Origin of the sequence: Leminorella grimontii, assembly GCF_039789245.1 — a bacterium.
GTDB classification, from domain to species: Bacteria; Pseudomonadota; Gammaproteobacteria; order Enterobacterales; family Enterobacteriaceae; genus Leminorella; species Leminorella grimontii.
In genome coordinates this window covers 2,484,591-2,502,504 of sequence record NZ_CP146357.1, presented here as the reverse complement: position 1 = coordinate 2,502,504, position 17,914 = coordinate 2,484,591, and the positions used below count along the sequence as shown (strand labels likewise).

General features: G+C 54.3%; 15 protein-coding genes. 5 read left to right on the top strand and 10 right to left on the bottom strand.

The window, feature by feature from the left end; genetic code table 11:
* Window positions 1-104 precede the first annotated feature (104 nt).
* The 8 genes from ytfE to modE form a co-directional block, all read right to left on the bottom strand.
* Window positions 105-767 (bottom strand): iron-sulfur cluster repair protein YtfE, encoded by a 663-nt coding sequence (gene ytfE, locus V8L73_RS11655; protein ID WP_027272867.1) that lies wholly within the window; start codon window positions 765-767, stop codon window positions 105-107.
* Window positions 768-905: 138 nt separating this feature from the next.
* A complete protein-coding gene (galT, locus tag V8L73_RS11650) occupies window positions 906-1,961 on the bottom strand; it encodes a galactose-1-phosphate uridylyltransferase (RefSeq protein WP_027272868.1) in 1,056 nt (351 codons plus the stop codon).
* Window positions 1,954-2,973: a UDP-glucose 4-epimerase GalE gene (gene galE, locus V8L73_RS11645; protein ID WP_347253057.1), complete on the bottom strand. Its 1,020-nt coding sequence runs from the start codon at window positions 2,971-2,973 to the stop codon at window positions 1,954-1,956. The genes galT and galE overlap by 8 nt, the downstream gene beginning before the upstream one ends.
* 165 nt (window positions 2,974-3,138) lie before the next feature.
* Window positions 3,139-3,621, bottom strand: coding sequence for a hypothetical protein (locus V8L73_RS11640; protein WP_027272870.1), 483 nt, complete (start codon window positions 3,619-3,621; stop codon window positions 3,139-3,141).
* A 209-nt stretch (window positions 3,622-3,830) separates the two neighbouring features.
* The gene (locus V8L73_RS11635; RefSeq protein ID WP_027272871.1) at window positions 3,831-4,403 is read right to left on the bottom strand and encodes a cysteine hydrolase family protein; all 573 of its coding nucleotides are present in this window, start codon (window positions 4,401-4,403) and stop codon (window positions 3,831-3,833) included.
* Window positions 4,404-4,435: 32 nt separating this feature from the next.
* On the bottom strand, window positions 4,436-4,981 hold the full coding sequence (locus V8L73_RS11630; RefSeq protein WP_347253056.1) for a hypothetical protein: 546 nt from the start codon (window positions 4,979-4,981) through the stop codon (window positions 4,436-4,438).
* A 28-nt stretch (window positions 4,982-5,009) separates the two neighbouring features.
* A complete protein-coding gene (modF, locus tag V8L73_RS11625) occupies window positions 5,010-6,488 on the bottom strand; it encodes a molybdate ABC transporter ATP-binding protein ModF (protein WP_347253055.1) in 1,479 nt (492 codons plus the stop codon).
* Window positions 6,489-6,734: 246 nt separating this feature from the next.
* Window positions 6,735-7,520, bottom strand: a complete 786-nt coding sequence (modE, locus tag V8L73_RS11620; RefSeq protein WP_027272874.1) for a molybdenum-dependent transcriptional regulator — start codon at window positions 7,518-7,520, stop codon at window positions 6,735-6,737.
* A 246-nt stretch (window positions 7,521-7,766) separates the two neighbouring features.
* On the opposite strand from modE, the gene V8L73_RS11615 reads away from it, so the two are divergent.
* From V8L73_RS11615 to modC, 4 genes are all read left to right on the top strand, one after another.
* Window positions 7,767-7,898, top strand: coding sequence for an AcrZ family multidrug efflux pump-associated protein (locus V8L73_RS11615; RefSeq protein ID WP_027272875.1), 132 nt, complete (start codon window positions 7,767-7,769; stop codon window positions 7,896-7,898).
* Window positions 7,899-8,110: 212 nt separating this feature from the next.
* Window positions 8,111-8,887, top strand: coding sequence for a molybdate ABC transporter substrate-binding protein (gene modA / locus V8L73_RS11610; protein ID WP_347253054.1), 777 nt, complete (start codon window positions 8,111-8,113; stop codon window positions 8,885-8,887).
* Window positions 8,884-9,573: a molybdate ABC transporter permease subunit gene (gene modB / locus V8L73_RS11605; RefSeq protein WP_027272877.1), complete on the top strand. Its 690-nt coding sequence runs from the start codon at window positions 8,884-8,886 to the stop codon at window positions 9,571-9,573. Before modA ends, modB begins: the two co-directional genes overlap by 4 nt.
* Window positions 9,573-10,640 (top strand): molybdenum ABC transporter ATP-binding protein ModC, encoded by a 1,068-nt coding sequence (modC, locus tag V8L73_RS11600; protein WP_347253053.1) that lies wholly within the window; start codon window positions 9,573-9,575, stop codon window positions 10,638-10,640. Before modB ends, modC begins: the two co-directional genes overlap by 1 nt.
* Before the next feature lie 48 nt (window positions 10,641-10,688).
* On the opposite strand, the gene V8L73_RS11595 is transcribed toward modC, so the two are convergent.
* On the bottom strand, window positions 10,689-11,513 hold the full coding sequence (locus V8L73_RS11595; protein WP_027272879.1) for a pyridoxal phosphatase: 825 nt from the start codon (window positions 11,511-11,513) through the stop codon (window positions 10,689-10,691).
* 727 nt (window positions 11,514-12,240) lie between these two features.
* On the opposite strand from V8L73_RS11595, the gene uvrB reads away from it, so the two are divergent.
* Window positions 12,241-14,262 (top strand): excinuclease ABC subunit UvrB, encoded by a 2,022-nt coding sequence (gene uvrB / locus V8L73_RS11590; RefSeq protein WP_347253052.1) that lies wholly within the window; start codon window positions 12,241-12,243, stop codon window positions 14,260-14,262.
* A 72-nt stretch (window positions 14,263-14,334) separates the two neighbouring features.
* Here the strand turns inward: uvrB and V8L73_RS11585 are convergent, their stop codons facing one another.
* The gene (locus V8L73_RS11585) at window positions 14,335-16,995 is read right to left on the bottom strand and encodes a hypothetical protein (protein WP_347253051.1); all 2,661 of its coding nucleotides are present in this window, start codon (window positions 16,993-16,995) and stop codon (window positions 14,335-14,337) included.
* Window positions 16,996-17,914: the final 919 nt, after the last annotated feature.

The following is a 17,914-nucleotide window of genomic DNA, read 5'->3' as shown; positions in this document are numbered from 1 at the left end:
TTAACGGAATAGCAGGTTGGGTATTGCTGAAGTTATTTTGAGGCGGTGCCCTTTTAGCCAAAACGGGCCTCTATGGCCCGCTTTGATATATGGCCGTTGGCAGGTTATTCGCCCGCTAAGGCGCGTGGGAACAGCACGTTGTTTTCCAGACTGATGTGGTTCATCAGGTCATCGGTCAGCTCATTGATGCCGTTATAAAGCGCTTTCCACGTCGTACAGGCTTCCGGCGGCGGCGTCACATTATTGGTGACGTGCCTGATGACTTCCAGCAGCTCGCCCGCCTCGTCGTGTTCGCTTTCCATGACCGAGATCGGGCCTGCGGCCTGGCTACCCATGCCCTGTTTAATCATCGGAAACAGGATCCGCTCTTCTTTCATCATGTGGCTGCTAAGCTCATCGTGCAGCATGGTGAGGTACTTCGTCAGGCCGCGCGGCGCGTTAGGATTGTCGGCATAGACGCGCTCGACTTTGGCCGCCTGCAGCATCAGTTCGGGAAGCTGTTCGCGGTGGCGATCGTGATAGCGCACGATGATGCGATCGATAATGTCGCCCAGCGGCGCGCTTTGCCAGTCTTTTTCCGGCGCTTCGGTAGACAGTGCGGCAAGCTCGGCCTCTATGGCGTCAAGGTCGAGCTCTTTTTTGGTCGCGGCGCGAAGCAGCGTTTGCTTGCCGCCGCAGCAAAAGTCGAGATTGTACTTACGAAATAGCGCAGAAGCGCGAGGAATGCTCAGGGCCAGTTCACCCAGCGGACGATCGCGAAAAGCCATCATAGTTGCCTCTCTCTATAGAATATAAATTGCATTTTAAATGCATCTTTAATAAAAGCCATAACCCATTCGGGTGAGGAAAGCATTTACAGGGAGAAGAGAAGCGCCTCCCACCAAGCGGAGGAGGCCGGAAAACCGTTATGACTCGGCGTAGTGAACGTCGCTCACGGCCCTAAGCCGCTCAGCCGCCTGTTCGGGCGTCAGGTCGCGCTGCGTTTCGGCCAGCATTTCATAACCGACCATGAATTTGCGCACGCTGGCGGAGCGCAACAGAGGCGGATAGAAATGAGCGTGCAGCTGCCAGTGGGCGTTGTCTTGACCGTTAAAGGGCGCACCGTGCCATCCCATCGAGTAGGGGAACGAGCAGGTGAACAGATTGTCGTAGCGGCTGGTGAGCTTTTTCAACGCTACGGCCAGATCGCTGCTTTGCTCTGCGCTAAGCTCCGTCATCTGGCGAACGTGGCGCTTAGGCAGTAGAAGCGTCTCAAACGGCCAGGCCGCCCAATAGGGAACCACGGCTAGCCAGTGGGCGGTTTCTACCACCGTACGGCTGCCGTCGGCCAGCTCGCGATTGACGTAGTCAAGCAGCATCGGCGAACCGTGCCGATTAAACCAGTCACGCTGCAGGCGGTCTTCCTGCTCGGCTTCGTTCGGTAAAAAATCGTTGGCCCACACCTGCCCGTGGGGATGCGGATTTGAGCAGCCCATCGCCGCGCCTTTGTTTTCAAATATCTGAACCCAGGGGTAATCGGCGCCGAGTTCGGTGAGCTGACGCCGCCAGGTGGCGACAATCTCTTCCAACGCGGGCAGAGAAAGTTCCGGCAGCGTCTTTCCGTGGTCGGGAGAAAAGCAGATAACCCGGCTGGTGCCGCGAACGCTTTGGTAGCGCAGCAGGGGATCGCCTGACGATTCCGCCGTAGGCGTATTCGGCATTAGCGCCGCGAAGTCGTTGGTGAAAACGTAGGTTCCCCGATAGTCGGGATTGACGTCGCCGGTAACCCGTACGTTACCGGCGCAAAGATAGCATGAAGGATCGTGCGACGGCCGCTGGTGGGTATCGGGCGGCTCCTGCTGCCCTTGCCACGGGCGCTTCGCCCGATGGGGAGAGACCAGCACCCACTTATCGGCCAGCGGATTGTAGCGGCGATGCGGGTGATCTAACGGCGTGAACTTACCTTCTGCGTCATCATTCATCGGGATAGCCCTGAGGGTTATTGGACTGCCAGCGCCAGGTATCGACGCACATGTCGTCCAGGCTGCGCTTTACCCGCCAGCCCAGTTCATTGGCGGTTTTGGTCGCATCGGCGTAGAAGCAGGCGATATCGCCCGCTCGGCGGGGTGCGAAGCGATAGGGGATCGACTTACCGTAGGCGCGGCTGAAGGCGTTGACCACGTCAAGGACGCTGTAGCCAGTTCCCGCACCGAGGTTGTAAATATGGGTACCCGGACGATGGGTTAGCGCGTTGAGCGCGACGACGTGGCCATCGGCCACGTCAACGACGTGAATATAGTCGCGCACGCAGGTGCCGTCCGGCGTCGGGTAGTCGTTGCCGAAGATGGACAGGTATTCCCGACGGCCTACCGCGACCTGGGCGATAAACGGCATCAGGTTATTGGGGATGCCCTGAGGATCTTCACCTATCAGGCCTGAAGGGTGTGCGCCGACTGGGTTAAAGTAGCGCAGCAGCGAGATGCTCCAGTCCGGCTCGGCCTTTTGCAAGTCCTTAAGGCACTGCTCGACCATCAGCTTGCTTTGGCCGTAGGGGCTGGTGGGATAGCCTGTAGGCATGCTTTCTACATAAGGGACGCTCGGCTGCTCTCCGTAAACGGTTGCCGACGAGCTGAAGATGAAGTTTTTTACACCGGCTTTACGCATAGCCTTCACCAGCGTTAAAGAGCCGTAAATATTGTTCTCGTAATATTCCAACGGTTTCTGTACCGACTCGCCGACAGCCTTAAGAGCGGCAAAGTGAATAACGGCGTCGATAGCGTGATGGGCGAAAATATTTTCCAGCAGCGCCTCATCGCGAATATCACCCTGATAAAAAACGGGCTCTTGCCCTGTGAGCTGGGCGATGCGAGACAGAACGCTTCTCTTGCTGTTGCACAGGTTATCAATAACGATGGGCGAATGACCCGCCTCAATCAGCTGCACGCAGGTGTGGCTGCCGATGTAACCCAAACCGCCGGTAATCAGTACATTCATGTTTCTATTCCAAAAGTAAAATCGGCTTAATAATAGCACAGCCGCTTAGCGGGAAGGTGACGGAGGTTAAAAAGTTGAAACGTTAAGGCGAAGGGCGATAGGCAGTGGAATCAACGAGATATAAAAACGCCCGCGGGTAGGCGGGCGCGTTCAGGGAATAATCAATTAGCGGTGTAGCCAGCCTTTAGTGACGGACTTGCTCTTGGTTTTAATGCTGTTTGGCGGCGTGACAAACAGGTAGTCGATGGAGCTATTCAGGCCGATGGCCTTGTATCCGGCCAGCTCGAACTCGTACGGCTCTTCGCTGGTGCTGCCGTAAACGACCGTTTCGAACACCAGCTGGCGGCTGCCGTTATTGATAAGCCAGGACTTATCCATTTTCTTTTCCGGCTCCATGCGAACGGTGGTTCCGTTTACCAGAGTGAAGTCGTTGGACATAATCAGGCCGTATTCGTCGACGCTGTTATCGTCGGTAACAACGTAAACGTGATTAACGAAGAAAAAGTAAACGCCGGCCAGCGCCACCAGCGCTAAGGCAGGGGCGCCTTTTTTCAGCTTGTCGTTTTTACGGAAAACGATAAACAGGGCAATAGCTGCGATAGCGGCAACAACGCCGAAAATGATATAGATGGTATTAATAGGAAACATAGAAAGCGTTTAATCCCTTAAAAAAGCCAATAACGAAAATTTTATTAAAACGAAACCGTCGGTAGTCACCCAGACTGCATACTTGAACTGTATAAAAGGCTCGGTCTTCCTTAACCGTTTCGGCGCCGAGTGTAGCAGTTTATACGGGGGAGCCAAAATCAGAGAGGATAAAAACGGAGCTAATTTTTTAGTTAGCTCCGATATTAAAACTATGACTTGAAAAATACGTCACTGGTAGTGATTTCTGCCATCGGGCGCAGCATATCCATACTTTGTTGATGAAGGTCTGCCGTCGCGGCGGCGCAAAGATCTTCCAGCACCGTGACGCGAAAGCCGAGGTCGTGCGCCTGACGGGCGGTGTTCTGGATAGCCATCGCCGAACTGACGCCCGCCAGCAGAACGTGGTCATAGCCTCTGTCCGTCAGCCAGGATAGCAGCGCATTGCCGGCAAAGGCGGATACGGCCTTTTTTACCACCACTTCATCCTGTGGCTGCACGTCGAGGCCTTCTACCCAGTCGCATCCGGGGTCGCTCAGGCGCAGGGCACCGTTTTGCTTGGCCGCGTTGAACATTGGCGAATAGGGCGGAATATCGCTGTAGTCGTCGGCGAATCCGACCTTCACCCAAACGATAGGGATGGATTTGGCGCGGGCTGCGGCGACGGCAAGGTTGGTTTTCGCCACCACGTTCCGATCCTTCGTTTGCCCGGCGCTGCCGTTTGAGCGGCCGCGTTCGCCGATGATTTCTTCAATGAGGTCGATAACGATGAGTGCACTAGACATGGCGTAATCTCTCTTGATGTAAAAATGCGTTTCTATAATTCGCTGAATACTTTCAATCGCTCATTCATATAATGGGCTATCTGCGCTTGGTTTTGCAGGCGTTCCACAACGCTCCAGCCCCAGTCCGCCAGGATAAGATCCCCCAGCGAAGCGAGCGCGTTGAGCGCCTCAATGCCTTTTTCCAACTCTTCTTGCGTATACGGAACCAGCATCAGCCACAGGTGGTGAATCACGTCGCCGTCGACGTCATAGAAAACGGAGATGTTTTCATTGTAGACGAAGGCGCCCGCGTTTTTACACTCTTCACGGTATGAGCTGTATCCGGTGAGAACGCGGTCATATTTTTTCAGAACGGGGCCAAGCGCCTGTTCAAGGCGCGTGACGGGAATTTTTCGCTCAGCCAGGCTGATGGGATTGTCTTCGCGAATAAATATATCCGTAAAGCCGTCACCGTCCCGGTGAGCTTCGCTAAACCCATCAATCTCGTCCATTTGATTTTTGCAGTACGTCAGATTTTCGCATGGCAAAATCTCTATTTGGCAATAGTCGTCCTCGTGAAAAAAGGCCGCTTTTTCCATAAAACCGCTCCTTATTTTATTTTCGTTGTCAGGCCGCAGGGCATCGCAGCTGCTCGATTCCGTAGGCATAGCTGTTGCCCGTCGGGATAAAGCTCAATCGATGAGTGATGCAGGCGGGGGCGTCTTGTGCATGATGGGAGACGAACAGCAGTTGGCTTTTACCTTCCTGCATTAAAACGTCAATCCAGCGTCGCACCAGTTGGCGGTTCAGCGGATCGAGCCCTTGAAGCGGCTCGTCCAAAATCAGCAGCCTGGGGTGTTTCACCAGTGCGCGGGCGATGAGCGCCAGCCGCTGTTGCCCCCAGGAAAGCGAGTGAAACGGCGAGTCGGCGATGGCGTCAAAGCCAAGCAGCGTTAGCCAGCGCTGTGTGAGCTTTTGTTGAGTATCCGAAGTGGCCTGATAAACGCCGATCGAGTCCAGATAGCCCGACAGGATAACGTTGCGCACGCTGGCGCTGACCCGGTAATCCTGATGCAGGCTGCTGCTGACGTAGCCGATGTGCTTTTTGATGTCCCAAACGGTTTCGCCGCTGCCGCGCCGACGGCCAAACAGCGTCAGCTCATTACTGTATCCCTGCGGGTGATCGCCGGTAATGAGGCTTAACAGCGTCGATTTCCCCGCGCCGTTGGGGCCGACGATTTGCCAATGCTCCCCTTGATTAACCTGCCAGTTCAGCCCGTTGATAATCGCCCGGTCGTTATAGGTGACGATTCCGTTGTTGAGTTCAATCAGTGGTTCGTCGGGTGGGAAGGGCGCGGTTTCCTTTAACTCTGGCGGTGGGAGCTCAGTACCCGCCAGCCGTTCGCTTTGCGCCAGCTGTTCAACCAGCGCTTCGGCGAGGATTTCACGCCGCAAGCCCGTTCTGACAAGCTGGCAGTCGGCCAAGATGCCGACGTGGCTAATAAAATCGGGAATTTCATCAAAGCGGTTAAGCACCAAAACGAGCGTAATGCCGCCGCGAGAAAGTTCGAACAGAAGCGCCGCCAGCTGTTGGCGCGACGCCGCGTCAAGCCCGTCAAACGGCTCATCTAAAATCAGTAGGTCAGGAGAGGATATTAGCGCCTGGCACAGCAGCGTTTTGCGGGTTTCTCCGGTAGAAAGATACTTAAAGCGCCTTTCGAGCAGGTGAGTAATGCCGAACGTTTCGGCGAGTTGCCGACAGGCATTCTCATCGCGATAGTTCATTTGGATAATGTCGGCGGTCATGCGGCCGGTGTCGTCTTCACCTTCGCTAAGCAGGTCGGTATTGTTGCGCTGCCACTCTTCGGTAATCAACTTTTGCAGCTGTTCGAATGAAAGACGAACGATGTGCGTGAAGTCGGTTTCTCTTACGCCGCCGAGCAACGTAAGTTCATCAGAAAGCGCGCGCGCCAGAGCGGATTTTCCGCTGCCGTTGCTGCCAACGAATGCCCAGCTTTCGCCTTCCTTAAGGCAGATCGTTGGTAAAAGCAGAGTTTTGGTATCGCTTAGCCGAAAGTTTCCCTCTGAAATGGTGAGCTGTTTCATTATGTAGCCTTTCCTGACAATGTATATTCGACATCCTTCAAGCGGCCTCGAGGCATCTTGAGGGATGTCGACTATAGTAACGCTGCGGTTATTGTTATTTTTTAGTTATGACATTTTTCATCATGTCAAACATGCGCTAAAAATGCAGCAACATAACGTGCTGCCAGAATGGGATCCATGAACTGAAAAAAACGTCGGCCGCAGAAATATGCGGCTGACTTAAACGAAGCGGTGACAGAGGTCAGGCTAGCACAGCGTAGCGATAATGACGCTTTCCGCCTGGAAAGTGGCCCAGAGCGCCTGACCTTCCGTAAGCGCCAGCGCCTTTGCCCGTGGGTGGCTGACGGTGGAGCATAGAGTTTCTCCGCCCTCCAGCGTTAACAGCACTTCGACGCGCCGCTCGCCTTCGGTAATGGATGCCACGCGCCCCGACAGGCAGTTGTCGGCATCTTTGACTTCAGCATTGTGAAGCTCGATGAGGGGCGCTTTTATCAACGCCAGCACCTCTTTGCCCTGAACGAGGCCGAGCCTTTTAATGCTTTGGTGAGTTAACGAGGCATACAGGCTCGTTTTCCCGTCGGCCAGCAAAACGCGCACGTATCCCGGCGGCGCGGACGTTTCTGCCGGGAGCACGGTGCTGAAAAACTGATTGCGGGCGCTGGTCTGCAGCGAGAAGCGGGCGATGGCGCCCAGCAGGCTGTCTAAGGGAATGTCGTCATCCTGCAGGGCGTCAAACGCCTTTTGCTGAATTTTTTCCAACAGGCCGTAAAGCTGAAGCAGGCGTTTGCCGTAGGAGGTCAAATGGGCGCCGCCGCCGCCTTTTCCTCCCGTTGCGCGCTCAACCAGCAGGCTGTCGGTCAGCTGATTCATTTCATTAACGGCATCCCAGGCGCTTTTATAGCTGATGCCGGCCTGCTTGGCCCCTTGGCTTATCGAACCGGTATTGTCGATCTGCTTTAACAGCGTAATGCGTTTAGGATCGGCGAACAGGTGTCCCTGGAGCTTTAATGTCAGTAAAATTTCAGCATTCATCAGACAGGACCCGTATAAAATAGAAAGAAGTTATTGATAACCTTGCCATAGGAAGAGGGGAAGGAACAAGACGCCGTCCTTCACATTTTGATAAATGATACCATTAAGCGGCGTCGTAATGCGGAGAAATGTCACCGCACGGATAGCTGAAACTTGTCGATGGAAACGAAATAAACTGTGCTATCATTATCTACAAGTACGAATGCGGAAAGCGAAGGGCGCTTCCCAGATTTTGGTGGAAGAACGATGTTTGAATTATTGAAAAGCTTAGTAGTTGTGACCTGTCTGGTCCCCGTCGTTATGGCGATCATTCTAGGGCTTATTTACGCTTTCGGCGAGCTGTGCAACTTTATTTCCAGCTTTGGCCATAGCGAATAGCGATTGCATTTCGTTAGCAGTCCGTACCCTCTCTTTTAAAAAACCGGCGCGATTGAATAATATCGCGCCGGTTTTTTTATGTCCGCCGTTTTTATGTTTTTATCGCGAGTAACTCGACTGAGGCAATGACAAGCGAACAATAAGTCGCTATATTATCGATTACATATCGAATCGTTACCGCTTACTTCCTCTCTCATAAAAACGAGGCAACAATGAAAAAGACATTTAAGATGACGGCGTTTATCGCCTTGTTGGCCGCTGGCGTACTGAATTCTGCCGCGGCGGCGGAAAAAATCACCGTATTCGCGGCGGCGTCTTTAACCAACGCGCTGGATGAGGTCGCAGCGAAATACCAGAAAGCGTCGGGCGTGGAAATTAAAGCCTCGTACGCCTCCTCTTCCACGCTAGCCCGTCAGATTGAACAGGGCGCTCCCGCCGATATGTTTATCTCTGCCGATCAGCAGTGGATGGACTACGTGGCGGATAAAAAGCTGATTGAAGAAAAAAGCCGCGTAACGCTTCTGGGCAACGATCTGGTGTTGGTTGCGCCACTGAACAGCCAGTTGAAGCATGTTAACGTCAACAAAGTTACCGACTGGTCATCCCTGCTGAAGGACAGCAGGCTGGCGGTTGGCGATCCGGACCACGTACCGGCCGGTATTTATACCAAGCAGGCGCTGACCTATTTGGGCACCTGGGAGCAGCTGTCCCCGAAAATGGCCCGCGCCAATAACGTTCGCGCCGCTCTGGCTCTGGTTGAGCGGGAAGAAGCCCCGCTGGGCATCGTTTACGGTTCTGACGCTGTCGCCAGCCAGAAAGTGAAGGTAGTCGGCATTTTCCCTGAAGAAAGCCACCTACCGGTTGAATACCCGATGGCGACGGTAAAAGGCCACTCAACGGCTGCGGTAGAGGCCTTTTCCAAGTATCTGGCGACGCCGGAAGCTTCAGAGGTGTTTACCCGTTACGGCTTTAGCCCGCGTAATAAATAATGCTCTCCGCCTATGAACTAGAAGCCCTGCTGCTGAGCCTGAAGGTGGCCGCAGTAGCGGTGGCCTTCAGCCTGCCTATCGGCATTATGGTCGCCTGGGTTTTGGCGCGCTGTCAGTTTCCCGGCAAGGCGCTCGTTGACAGCATTATTCATCTTCCGCTGGTGCTGCCTCCCGTGGTTATTGGCTATTTGTTGCTTATCGGCATGGGGCGTAAAGGCGTCATTGGCCAGTGGCTTTATGAATGGTTTGGCTTCAGCTTTACCTTTAGCTGGCGCGGCGCGGCCTTGGCGTCTGCGGTGATCGCCTTTCCCTTAATGGTTCGGGCGATTAGGCTGGCGCTTGAAGCGGTGGACGGTCGGCTGGAACAGGCGGCCAGAACGCTGGGCGCCGGCTTTTGGCGCGTGCTGTTCACCGTGACGCTTCCGCTGGCTTTTCCCGGTCTGCTTGCCGGCGTCGTGCTGGCTTTCGCCCGTTCGCTGGGCGAGTTCGGCGCGACGATCACCTTCGTTTCCAACATTCCCGGTGAGACGCGCACCATTCCTCTGGCGATGTATACACTGATTGAAACGCCCGGCGCCGAGGGCGACGCGGCGCGGCTGTGCCTTATCGCTATTCTGCTCTCTCTGCTGTCGCTTCTGATGTCGGAGTGGCTGGCGCGCTGGAGCCAGCGGAGGCTTAAAAGCTAATGCTTAAACTTGATTTTAAACAGCAGCTGGGAGCGCTGGGGCTGGAAGTTTCCGTTGAGGTGCCGGCCAACGGCATTACCGCCGTTTTCGGCCTGTCCGGCGCGGGAAAGACCTCGCTGATTAACGCCGTGAGCGGCCTGACGAAGCCGGACAGCGGCGTCATTATGCTAAATGACCGTACGCTGGTTGACTGCGGGCGGGGCGTGTTTATACCGCCGGAGAAGCGACGCATCGGCTATGTGTTTCAGGAAGCGCGGCTGTTTCCTCACTACAGCATCCGCGGGAATTTGCAGTACGGAATGAAAGCGCAGATGCGCGGCCAGTTCGATAGCATTGTAGAGCTGTTGGGTATAGACCACCTGCTTAAGCGCTTTCCGATGACGCTTTCCGGCGGGGAAAAGCAGCGGGTCGCCATCGGTCGCGCGCTGTTAACCGCGCCGGAGCTGCTGCTGATGGACGAGCCTTTAGCCTCTCTTGACGTACCGCGTAAGCGCGAGCTGATCCCTTATCTGGAGCGGTTAGCGAAGGACGTCAATATTCCTATTCTGTACGTCACCCACAGCATGGAAGAGATCCTTCGGCTGGCCGAACAGGTGATCGTGCTGGACGCCGGCAAGGTGAGGGCCTCCGGTGAGCTGGAGGCCGTTTGGGCCAGCGACGCCATGCTTCCCTGGCTACAGCAAGAAGAGCAGAGCAGCGTGTGGAACGTGACGATGTCACGACAACACGACGTCTATCCGATGAGCGCATTGGCGCTGGGTGATTATCATCTGTGGGTCAATCGTCTGGACGTGCCGACAGGGCAACGGGTCAGGGTTCGCATCAGCGCGGCGGACGTCTCGCTCACGCTGAGCCTGCCTGAGCACAGCAGCATTCGCAATATCCTGCCTGTCGAGGTGGTTGAGCTGCATCCCTATGACGACAGGGTTGAAGTAAAGCTTATCGTCGGCCAGCATTTCTTATGGGCAAGGATCACGCCGTGGGCGCGCGACGAGCTGGGCATCGCCATTGGCCAGCGGCTGTTCGCCCAGATAAAAAGCGTCTCTATCAGCCGAGAGGTGTGGTAACAGGCCCGTATAGCGTTCCCTTAACCGCCTGGGCGGCTAAGGGAGCCGTTAGGCGGCCAGTACGTGTTTTCTGATCGTTTCTGCAATGCCCGGCGCTTCGTTTTCCGTCGTAACGACGTCGGCCGCGGCCTTTACTTCGTCGCTGCTGTTTCCCATTGCGACGCCCAAACCCGCCTGAGAAAGCATGCTGATGTCGTTAAGGTTGTCGCCAAAGGCGATGACGTTTTCCATCGACAGCCCCTGCGACGTTACCCATTCCCGCAGGCGGCTGCCCTTGCTGTTGCCTCCCTGCGCCATATCGATTTGGTTATGCCAAGAGCGCTCGCAGGTTAGCCCCAGCTCTTGTTCTATTTGCGCGCTGAATGTGGCCAGAAGCTCTGCGTCATCGCAGACGGTTGCGAACTTCCATACGTTGTCCGCCCGCTCGATAGCGGCCTCATAGCTTTCAACCTGCTCAATCGCAGGGCGCTGATGCTCGGGCAGCCGCCCGGCCCAGGCAAGCCAGCGACCGATAGCCTCATCGTGGCGCTCGTACTGCATGGCGTTATCGACGTACAGCAGGCTGCGAATGGGAAGGTCGCGAATCCGCTTGGCTACGTGAAGCGCCTGTGCTTTAGTCAGCGGCGTGCCGGAGAGCACCCTTTGGCTTTGATAGTGGTAGGCATACGTACCGTTGCAGCAGATAGCGGGCGTATCCAGCGCCAGCGCCTGATAAAAAGGATGAATGGCAACGTGGTGACGCCCCGTGGCGATGACCACCTTAACGCCCTGACGGCGGGCCTCGGCCAGTGCGCTAAGGGATTCGGGTAAAATCTGTTTTTGCGAGGTAAGCAGCGTGCCGTCTAGATCAAGAGCAATAATTTGATATTTCATCGTTTATCACAGGGCTGGATTGAATGGTAAGAAATGTCCCCATTCGAACACAAAATGGCCGGGCGATCAAAAGATCTGCATACCCTGTCGACAGATAGACGCAATAAGGCCGCTTCGTTGCTCTCCCTTATGGAAGATACTGCGCAATCCGCTGGTTTTTTTATGCGTTCTTTTTGGCGAAAACAGCACAAAAATTTTTTTGTTTGCGGCATTTTTTCTGCGCAAATCAAAGGGGAGGCGATCGCAATGTTGCAGTATTAGTAGGAAAATTTTACTTATCCACTATTCCTGTGGATAACCTTGTGTATTAACGTTAGAAAAATGACTTCAGGCTAGCTGGAATGCGGCTTTTTATGTTTTTGACTGGATTATCATCATTCATTGGAATTCATTTATTATCAATAAATTAATTAAAATCAAGAGGGCCATCGTCCGCACCTTTCATCATTGTTCTGCGTTTGCAGGAAAAATTCCAGAAAACAAAATGTCAATCGCTTTCTGGGGATAAAATAGATTTTTGTTGCTTGACGAATCGCGTTTAGCGTGTCCCCAAACGATGAAGATAATATGCACGCAACAATGAACAAAACGAATGGGTGGGCGGTGGTTTCGCGCTGTTTAAATATACAGTATAATGGCGATGGTAAAAAGTCCTTCTGGTTCACATAATAGAAACTATGATTTCTAACCGTCGGTCATTAACGATGAGAGCAGGTAGTCATTAACCATGAGCAAAACATTTAAGCTGCATTCGGCGTTTGCGCCCGCGGGCGATCAGCCGGAAGCGATCCGCCGCCTGTCTGAAGGTCTGGAAGACGGCCTTGCGCACCAAACTTTGCTGGGTGTGACCGGCTCCGGCAAAACGTTCACCATTGCTAACGTTATTGCCCAGCTTGAACGTCCTACTATGATTTTGGCGCCTAACAAAACGCTGGCGGCTCAGCTCTATGGCGAAATGAAGGCCTTTTTTCCGGAAAACGCCGTCGAATATTTCGTCTCGTACTACGACTACTATCAGCCGGAAGCTTACGTGCCCAGCTCCGACACCTTTATCGAAAAAGACGCCTCCATCAACGAACACATCGAACAGATGCGGCTGTCGGCCACCAAAGCGCTGCTGGAGCGGCGGGACGTCGTACTAGTTGCGTCGGTATCGGCAATTTACGGTCTGGGTGACCCCGACGCCTATCTGAAAATGATGCTGCATCTGACGCGGGGCATGATTATCGATCAGAGGGCGATCCTTCAGCGCCTTGCTGAGCTTCAATACACGCGTAACGATCAGGTCTTCCAGCGCAGTACCTTCCGCGTGCGCGGCGAGGTGATTGATATTTTTCCCGCCGAATCGGATGAGTACGCGTTGCGCATTGAGCTGTTTGACGACGAGGTTGAACGCCTGTCGCTGTTTGACCCGCTGACCGGGCAGGTTCAGCAGGTGGTGCCGCGCTTTACCATTTATCCGAAGACCCACTACGTCACGCCGCGCGAGCGCATCCTTGAGGCTATTGAGGGCATCAAGGACGAGCTCGCCTCTCGCCGCAGAGTGCTGTTGGCTAACGACAAGCTGGTGGAAGAGCAGCGCCTGTCGCAGCGCACTCAGTTTGATATTGAAATGATGAACGAGCTCGGCTACTGCTCGGGCATTGAAAACTACTCCCGCTATCTTTCCGGGCGCAAAGAAGGGGAACCGCCTCCGACGCTGTTTGATTACCTGCCGCCGGACGGCCTGCTGGTCATCGACGAATCCCACGTAACGGTGCCGCAGATTGGCGGTATGTACCGAGGCGATCGGGCGCGGAAAGAGACGCTGGTGGAGTACGGCTTCCGCCTGCCGTCCGCATTGGACAACCGCCCGCTGCGCTTTGAAGAGTTCGAACAGCTGGCCCCGCAGACGATTTACGTCTCGGCGACGCCGGGCAACTACGAGTTGGACAAATCGGGCGGCGAGGTTATCGATCAGGTGGTGCGCCCGACCGGCCTGCTGGATCCTGAAATTGAAGTTCGCCCGGTGGCGACGCAGGTGGACGATCTGCTATCGGAAATTCGCCTGCGCGCGGAGAAGAACGAGCGGGTGCTGGTGACGACGCTCACCAAGCGAATGGCGGAAGACCTGACCGAGTATCTGGAAGAACACGGCGAACGGGTGCGCTACCTGCACTCGGATATCGACACCGTCGAGCGGGTCGAGATTATTCGCGATTTGCGTCTGGGCGAGTTTGACGTGCTGGTCGGGATTAACCTGCTGCGAGAGGGGCTGGACATGCCGGAAGTCTCGCTGGTAGCGATTTTGGACGCCGATAAGGAGGGCTTCCTGCGCTCCGAGCGATCGCTTATTCAGACCATCGGTCGCGCCGCGCGCAACCTCAACGGCAAGGCAATCCTTTACGGCGACAGGATAACCAACTCAATGGCGAAGGCGATTGAAGAAACCGAACGCCGTCGGGCGAAGCAGATGGCCTATAACGAGGAGAACGGCATCGTTCCTCAGGGGCTGAATAAGTCGGTCGACGACATCCTAGAGCTGGGTCAGGGATTAGGAACCTTGAAACACAGCAAGGGGCGCGGTAAGAAGCGAGCGGCGGAACCGACCGCAGACTATCAGGCGCTTACGCCGCAGGCGTTGGACAAAAAGATCCGCGAGCTGGAAGGGCAGATGTATCAGCACGCGCAAAACCTGGAGTTCGAAGAGGCTGCGCAGGTTCGCGACGAGCTTCAGCGCCTGCGCGAGCAGTTTATCGCGCAGTCGTAGGGGGCGTTCTTCTAATTGGCAAGAGGCGACGTTGGTCGCCTCTTTGTTTTTCAGCCTGTACGCCTCTGGCCGCTAGCGGAAGTGCCTGAATCCTCCCATATGGCCGTGAAATCCCTGACCGTAGTTGCTGCGGTCAAAACCGTGCAGGTTTTGCAGGCGTTCTCCATTGCCGGAGAGGCGGGGGGCCGTGCCGCTAACGGCAGGGCGAGAGCCGATATCGCGGTGGATCTGTCCTCGCGGCGCGGCGCCTGCCGTCGTATTAGCTGAATTTTGACGCATGGTCTGAAAGTTGTTGCGCACCTGGGTTCGCTGATCGCCTCGGCTACGCGCCAGCTGGTCCTGATGGATACCTGAGCCGGAGGGCGGGGTTACGCTTTTAAACTGACCGTCGGACTGCATTTGCTGCCAGCCGTTGTCTCGGTTATAGCGATAGACGTTGCCGTCTTTGCCCGCATAGATGCCGCCGTCGGTATGCACCACGCCGCCGTGAGTCACCTCGCCCGTGTCAGCGTTATAGTGCACGTAGCCAGAGCCGTGCGCATCGCCCCCGGGGCCTCGGCTATTGAATGCGCCAGCGGCCGTCGCGCCTTCATCGCTTCTCGTTGCGCGATTAACGCTGTCGGTGACCCGGCCCGTACGGGTGTTGACCGAGGTTTTAGCGCCGCCGGCGATGCCGTTGCCGGTATCGGGGTTAAAGGCCGCGCCTCCGGTAGCCGCGACGGCGCGACCCGTTTGCGGATTGTAGCGAACGCCGCCGGCTGCGGCGGAATGAACGCCGGTATAGTCGTTCACGTTGCGCCCGGCATAGCCGTAGCCGTGCCCACCGGTAACGTCATTGTGGAAACTGCCCCTCACGCCGGTGCCATAATTCCCGCTCCAGGGATCGGACCAGGAGACGCGGGTGCCCTGCGCAACGGTGTTTCCCCATCTGGCATAGACGTTATTAACGGCAATAGAAGGGCCGTCGTGCCACCAGTCCGGCGGATCGTCATACCACGGTCCCCAGTAAGGGCCGTACCAGGCTGAAGCCCAGGCCATTCCAGAGATAAAGCCGAAGGTCCAGCCGACGTAAGGATCGTAGCCAAAGGCCGCGTTATAGCCGTAGGTGGTCGGGCAGCTATACCAAACGTTGCCGACCCAGGCGTTACAGGGATAGCCGCCGCCGTAAACCACCACGCCGTTGCTGACGACGGTGCCGTAATAGCCGGAGGTATAGCCAACGTAGACCACGCTGTCCGTATGGCCGTAGACGTGGACATAGGTCACGTAGTGAACGGGAGAAGAAACGGGGATTGCGTAGATTTCTGCCGGAACGGAAAGCGCTACGCGCCACGGGCCGCTGGGGGAGTCAGCGGTAAACCATACGGCGTTTTGCAGCGCGTAGTAGAGGTTCGGCTTTATCTCAATCACCGGCAGGGCGCTGTTGACCGCATAAGAGAGCGTCGTGCTTTCAATCGGCTTAAAGACCGGCTTGCCTCCATCATAGCTTACCGTAAGCTTCGCTTTCGCCCTGTCGACGCTGGCGGTTTGGGGGATCGCATTAGCTATCAGAGATTCTTTGGCTTCCGGCGTACCGGGGATTGATGCCAATACGGCGCCCTTGGGGCTATCGGACGGAATGTGAGCAAAGTCCTCTGGCAGCTTGTCGCCGGGAACGTAGCTCCACGGCCCCTGTGTTGAGGTAGCGGTAAACCAGCGGCCGGACAGCAGAACAAACCAGGCGTTGTCGGCGTTGGCGTCAATAAAAACGTCGGCGTTGGTGTTGCTGACGTACATCAGCTTGGTGCCCTCTATCGGTAAGAACTGCGGTTCACCTTCCACTTCTATCAGCTCGGTAGGGTGGGTTGCCGCATAGACGGTAGGGTATTTCCCTTCCGCCAGCCGACGCTTCATTTCGTCGCCGGGGTTGGGCATTACGTCCACGAGGTGTGACTTGACCGCCTCGTTCATCGCGCTCTCTACGCCGGAAGGAACCTGGCTGATTGACTGCCAGGGGCCATTTAGCGCAGGCGCATTCATCCATACGTTAGCGAAGCGCAGATACCATCGACCGTCTTTTACCAGCAGCAGTGAGCGGGTGTTGATAACGCGCGATACGCCTTCCGACGCCGTGGCTTTAAGTACCGGATCGCCGTCTACCAATATCAGCAGGGCGGGCGTAAAGGAAAATTGGACGTGCGGCGGCTCGTTGTTAACGGCGGCGTCGGCCTGCTTGTTTTCTGCCTGGCTGATAGCCAAAGAGGCCTCTAGCTGATCTAAATTCACCGTAAGGGTTTCGCGCGGCAGAGCGCTTTTCATTATTTCTAAGTAGCGGGCGCTGTCTTCCGCCGCCGTTGGAAAATTGACTTTATCCAACGTTATGTCGCTTAAGCGTGCGGTACGCGCCAGCGTGTCCGTTTCAATTCGAGCGGAGAACCAGGCCACGCCATAGCGGGCCGGCGTTGCCTTTCCCTTGTTTTTATTCGACGCTTTTTTATCTGCTTCGCCGTTGCTGTCAATGGATACCGCCAGTCGCCCGGTTAAGCGGTCGCCTTCTAAATTATCCAATTGGGGCTGATAAAAAGTGACGGTGTTTCCGTCAATGACGTATTTGTGGGGCCAGGGTGATTCTTTTCCGGGCGGGGTTGCCGCTTGCGTATTGGTTGCCGCCCAGCTTTCGGTCACTGGAATAGCGGTCAGCGAGCCGGTCAGCAGGGCTGCGCAAAAAAGAATAAAGGGAGATGTTTTCATCATCGGCTCTCTTTAGCAGACGGATATTACTTAAGCTTAGGAGGGAGTGCATTAAGGCGCTAGCCAGAGGGTATCTTGCATACTTATCTGTCGATGAGTTTGGCAAGAAGTGGCTTTACCGTTCGACGTACTGCATTTTCCGCGTTAGCCGCGCATGGCTGACCGAATTGGTAATATTCTATGATGAAGAGGCGATGCCCATTCTTTCTTCGCTTATGAGCAATTTGGCCTGGATGACTGTTTTTCTTCATGCTTTTTGGAAAGTCTTTTTTTAAGTAATATTGTAACAAAGTGTGAATTTGTGGTGGTTTTTTGAGCGTTTTGGACGATTGTCCATTGGTTTTTATTGATTTTCTCCTATTTTCTATAAAATGATCCATTTCGATTTTTATAAAGCGTTGTATTTTTCGCGAGTTTAGATTAGATATCTTTACCCGCAAAAGCGGTGTTTCCTTCGGGTAGTAAAAATATTGCTACGCATTATTGTTAATAAGAACTATTGGCGTTTAGATTTCTCTTATTAATCATAATGATCTTATTTTTGTTCTTCTCTTCATTAGGTTGGGTTTTTGTTTAATATGTATTTAGTTGTTATTTGTTGTATTGCTATATGAGTTGCTTTGTGTTTGTTATTTAAAATATAAATATTGATTCTGTGTTTTTATTTCAAAATTTAATTTTTATTTTATCTTTGTTTTTTATTTTTTGTATATTTGTTATTTTAAATTGATTTTATCTATATATTTCAGTTTGTTGGTTATTTTTAATTTCAATTTTAAATGGGTTGTTAAATTTTTTGATTGATAGTGAAAAATTATTGTTTTTCTGTTTTTGATAGTTTTTTGTGACTTGTTTAATTAATACGTCTGCCTAATTATCTGCTCGTGGATGTGTGATTTACCAAAACTTCTTATGATGCTCA

What these genes read in the sequence shown, in the direction of transcription:
- V8L73_RS11595 (WP_027272879.1), bottom strand. Translation starts at nt 11,513, where the DNA reads ATGAAATATCAAATTATTGCTCTTGATCTAGACGGCACGCTGCTTACC.
- V8L73_RS11615 (WP_027272875.1), top strand. Translation starts at nt 7,767, where the DNA reads ATGTTTGAATTATTGAAAAGCTTAGTAGTTGTGACCTGTCTGGTCCCC.
- V8L73_RS11630 (WP_347253056.1), bottom strand. Translation starts at nt 4,981, where the DNA reads ATGGAAAAAGCGGCCTTTTTTCACGAGGACGACTATTGCCAAATAGAG.
- modF (WP_347253055.1), bottom strand. Translation starts at nt 6,488, where the DNA reads ATGAAACAGCTCACCATTTCAGAGGGAAACTTTCGGCTAAGCGATACC.
- modA (WP_347253054.1), top strand. Translation starts at nt 8,111, where the DNA reads ATGAAAAAGACATTTAAGATGACGGCGTTTATCGCCTTGTTGGCCGCT.
- uvrB (WP_347253052.1), top strand. Translation starts at nt 12,241, where the DNA reads ATGAGCAAAACATTTAAGCTGCATTCGGCGTTTGCGCCCGCGGGCGAT.
- V8L73_RS11635 (WP_027272871.1), bottom strand. Translation starts at nt 4,403, where the DNA reads ATGTCTAGTGCACTCATCGTTATCGACCTCATTGAAGAAATCATCGGC.
- galT (WP_027272868.1), bottom strand. Translation starts at nt 1,961, where the DNA reads ATGAATGATGACGCAGAAGGTAAGTTCACGCCGTTAGATCACCCGCAT.
- ytfE (WP_027272867.1), bottom strand. Translation starts at nt 767, where the DNA reads ATGGCTTTTCGCGATCGTCCGCTGGGTGAACTGGCCCTGAGCATTCCT.
- modE (WP_027272874.1), bottom strand. Translation starts at nt 7,520, where the DNA reads ATGAATGCTGAAATTTTACTGACATTAAAGCTCCAGGGACACCTGTTC.
- V8L73_RS11585 (WP_347253051.1), bottom strand. Translation starts at nt 16,995, where the DNA reads ATGATGAAAACATCTCCCTTTATTCTTTTTTGCGCAGCCCTGCTGACC.
- V8L73_RS11640 (WP_027272870.1), bottom strand. Translation starts at nt 3,621, where the DNA reads ATGTTTCCTATTAATACCATCTATATCATTTTCGGCGTTGTTGCCGCT.
- modC (WP_347253053.1), top strand. Translation starts at nt 9,573, where the DNA reads ATGCTTAAACTTGATTTTAAACAGCAGCTGGGAGCGCTGGGGCTGGAA.
- galE (WP_347253057.1), bottom strand. Translation starts at nt 2,973, where the DNA reads ATGAATGTACTGATTACCGGCGGTTTGGGTTACATCGGCAGCCACACC.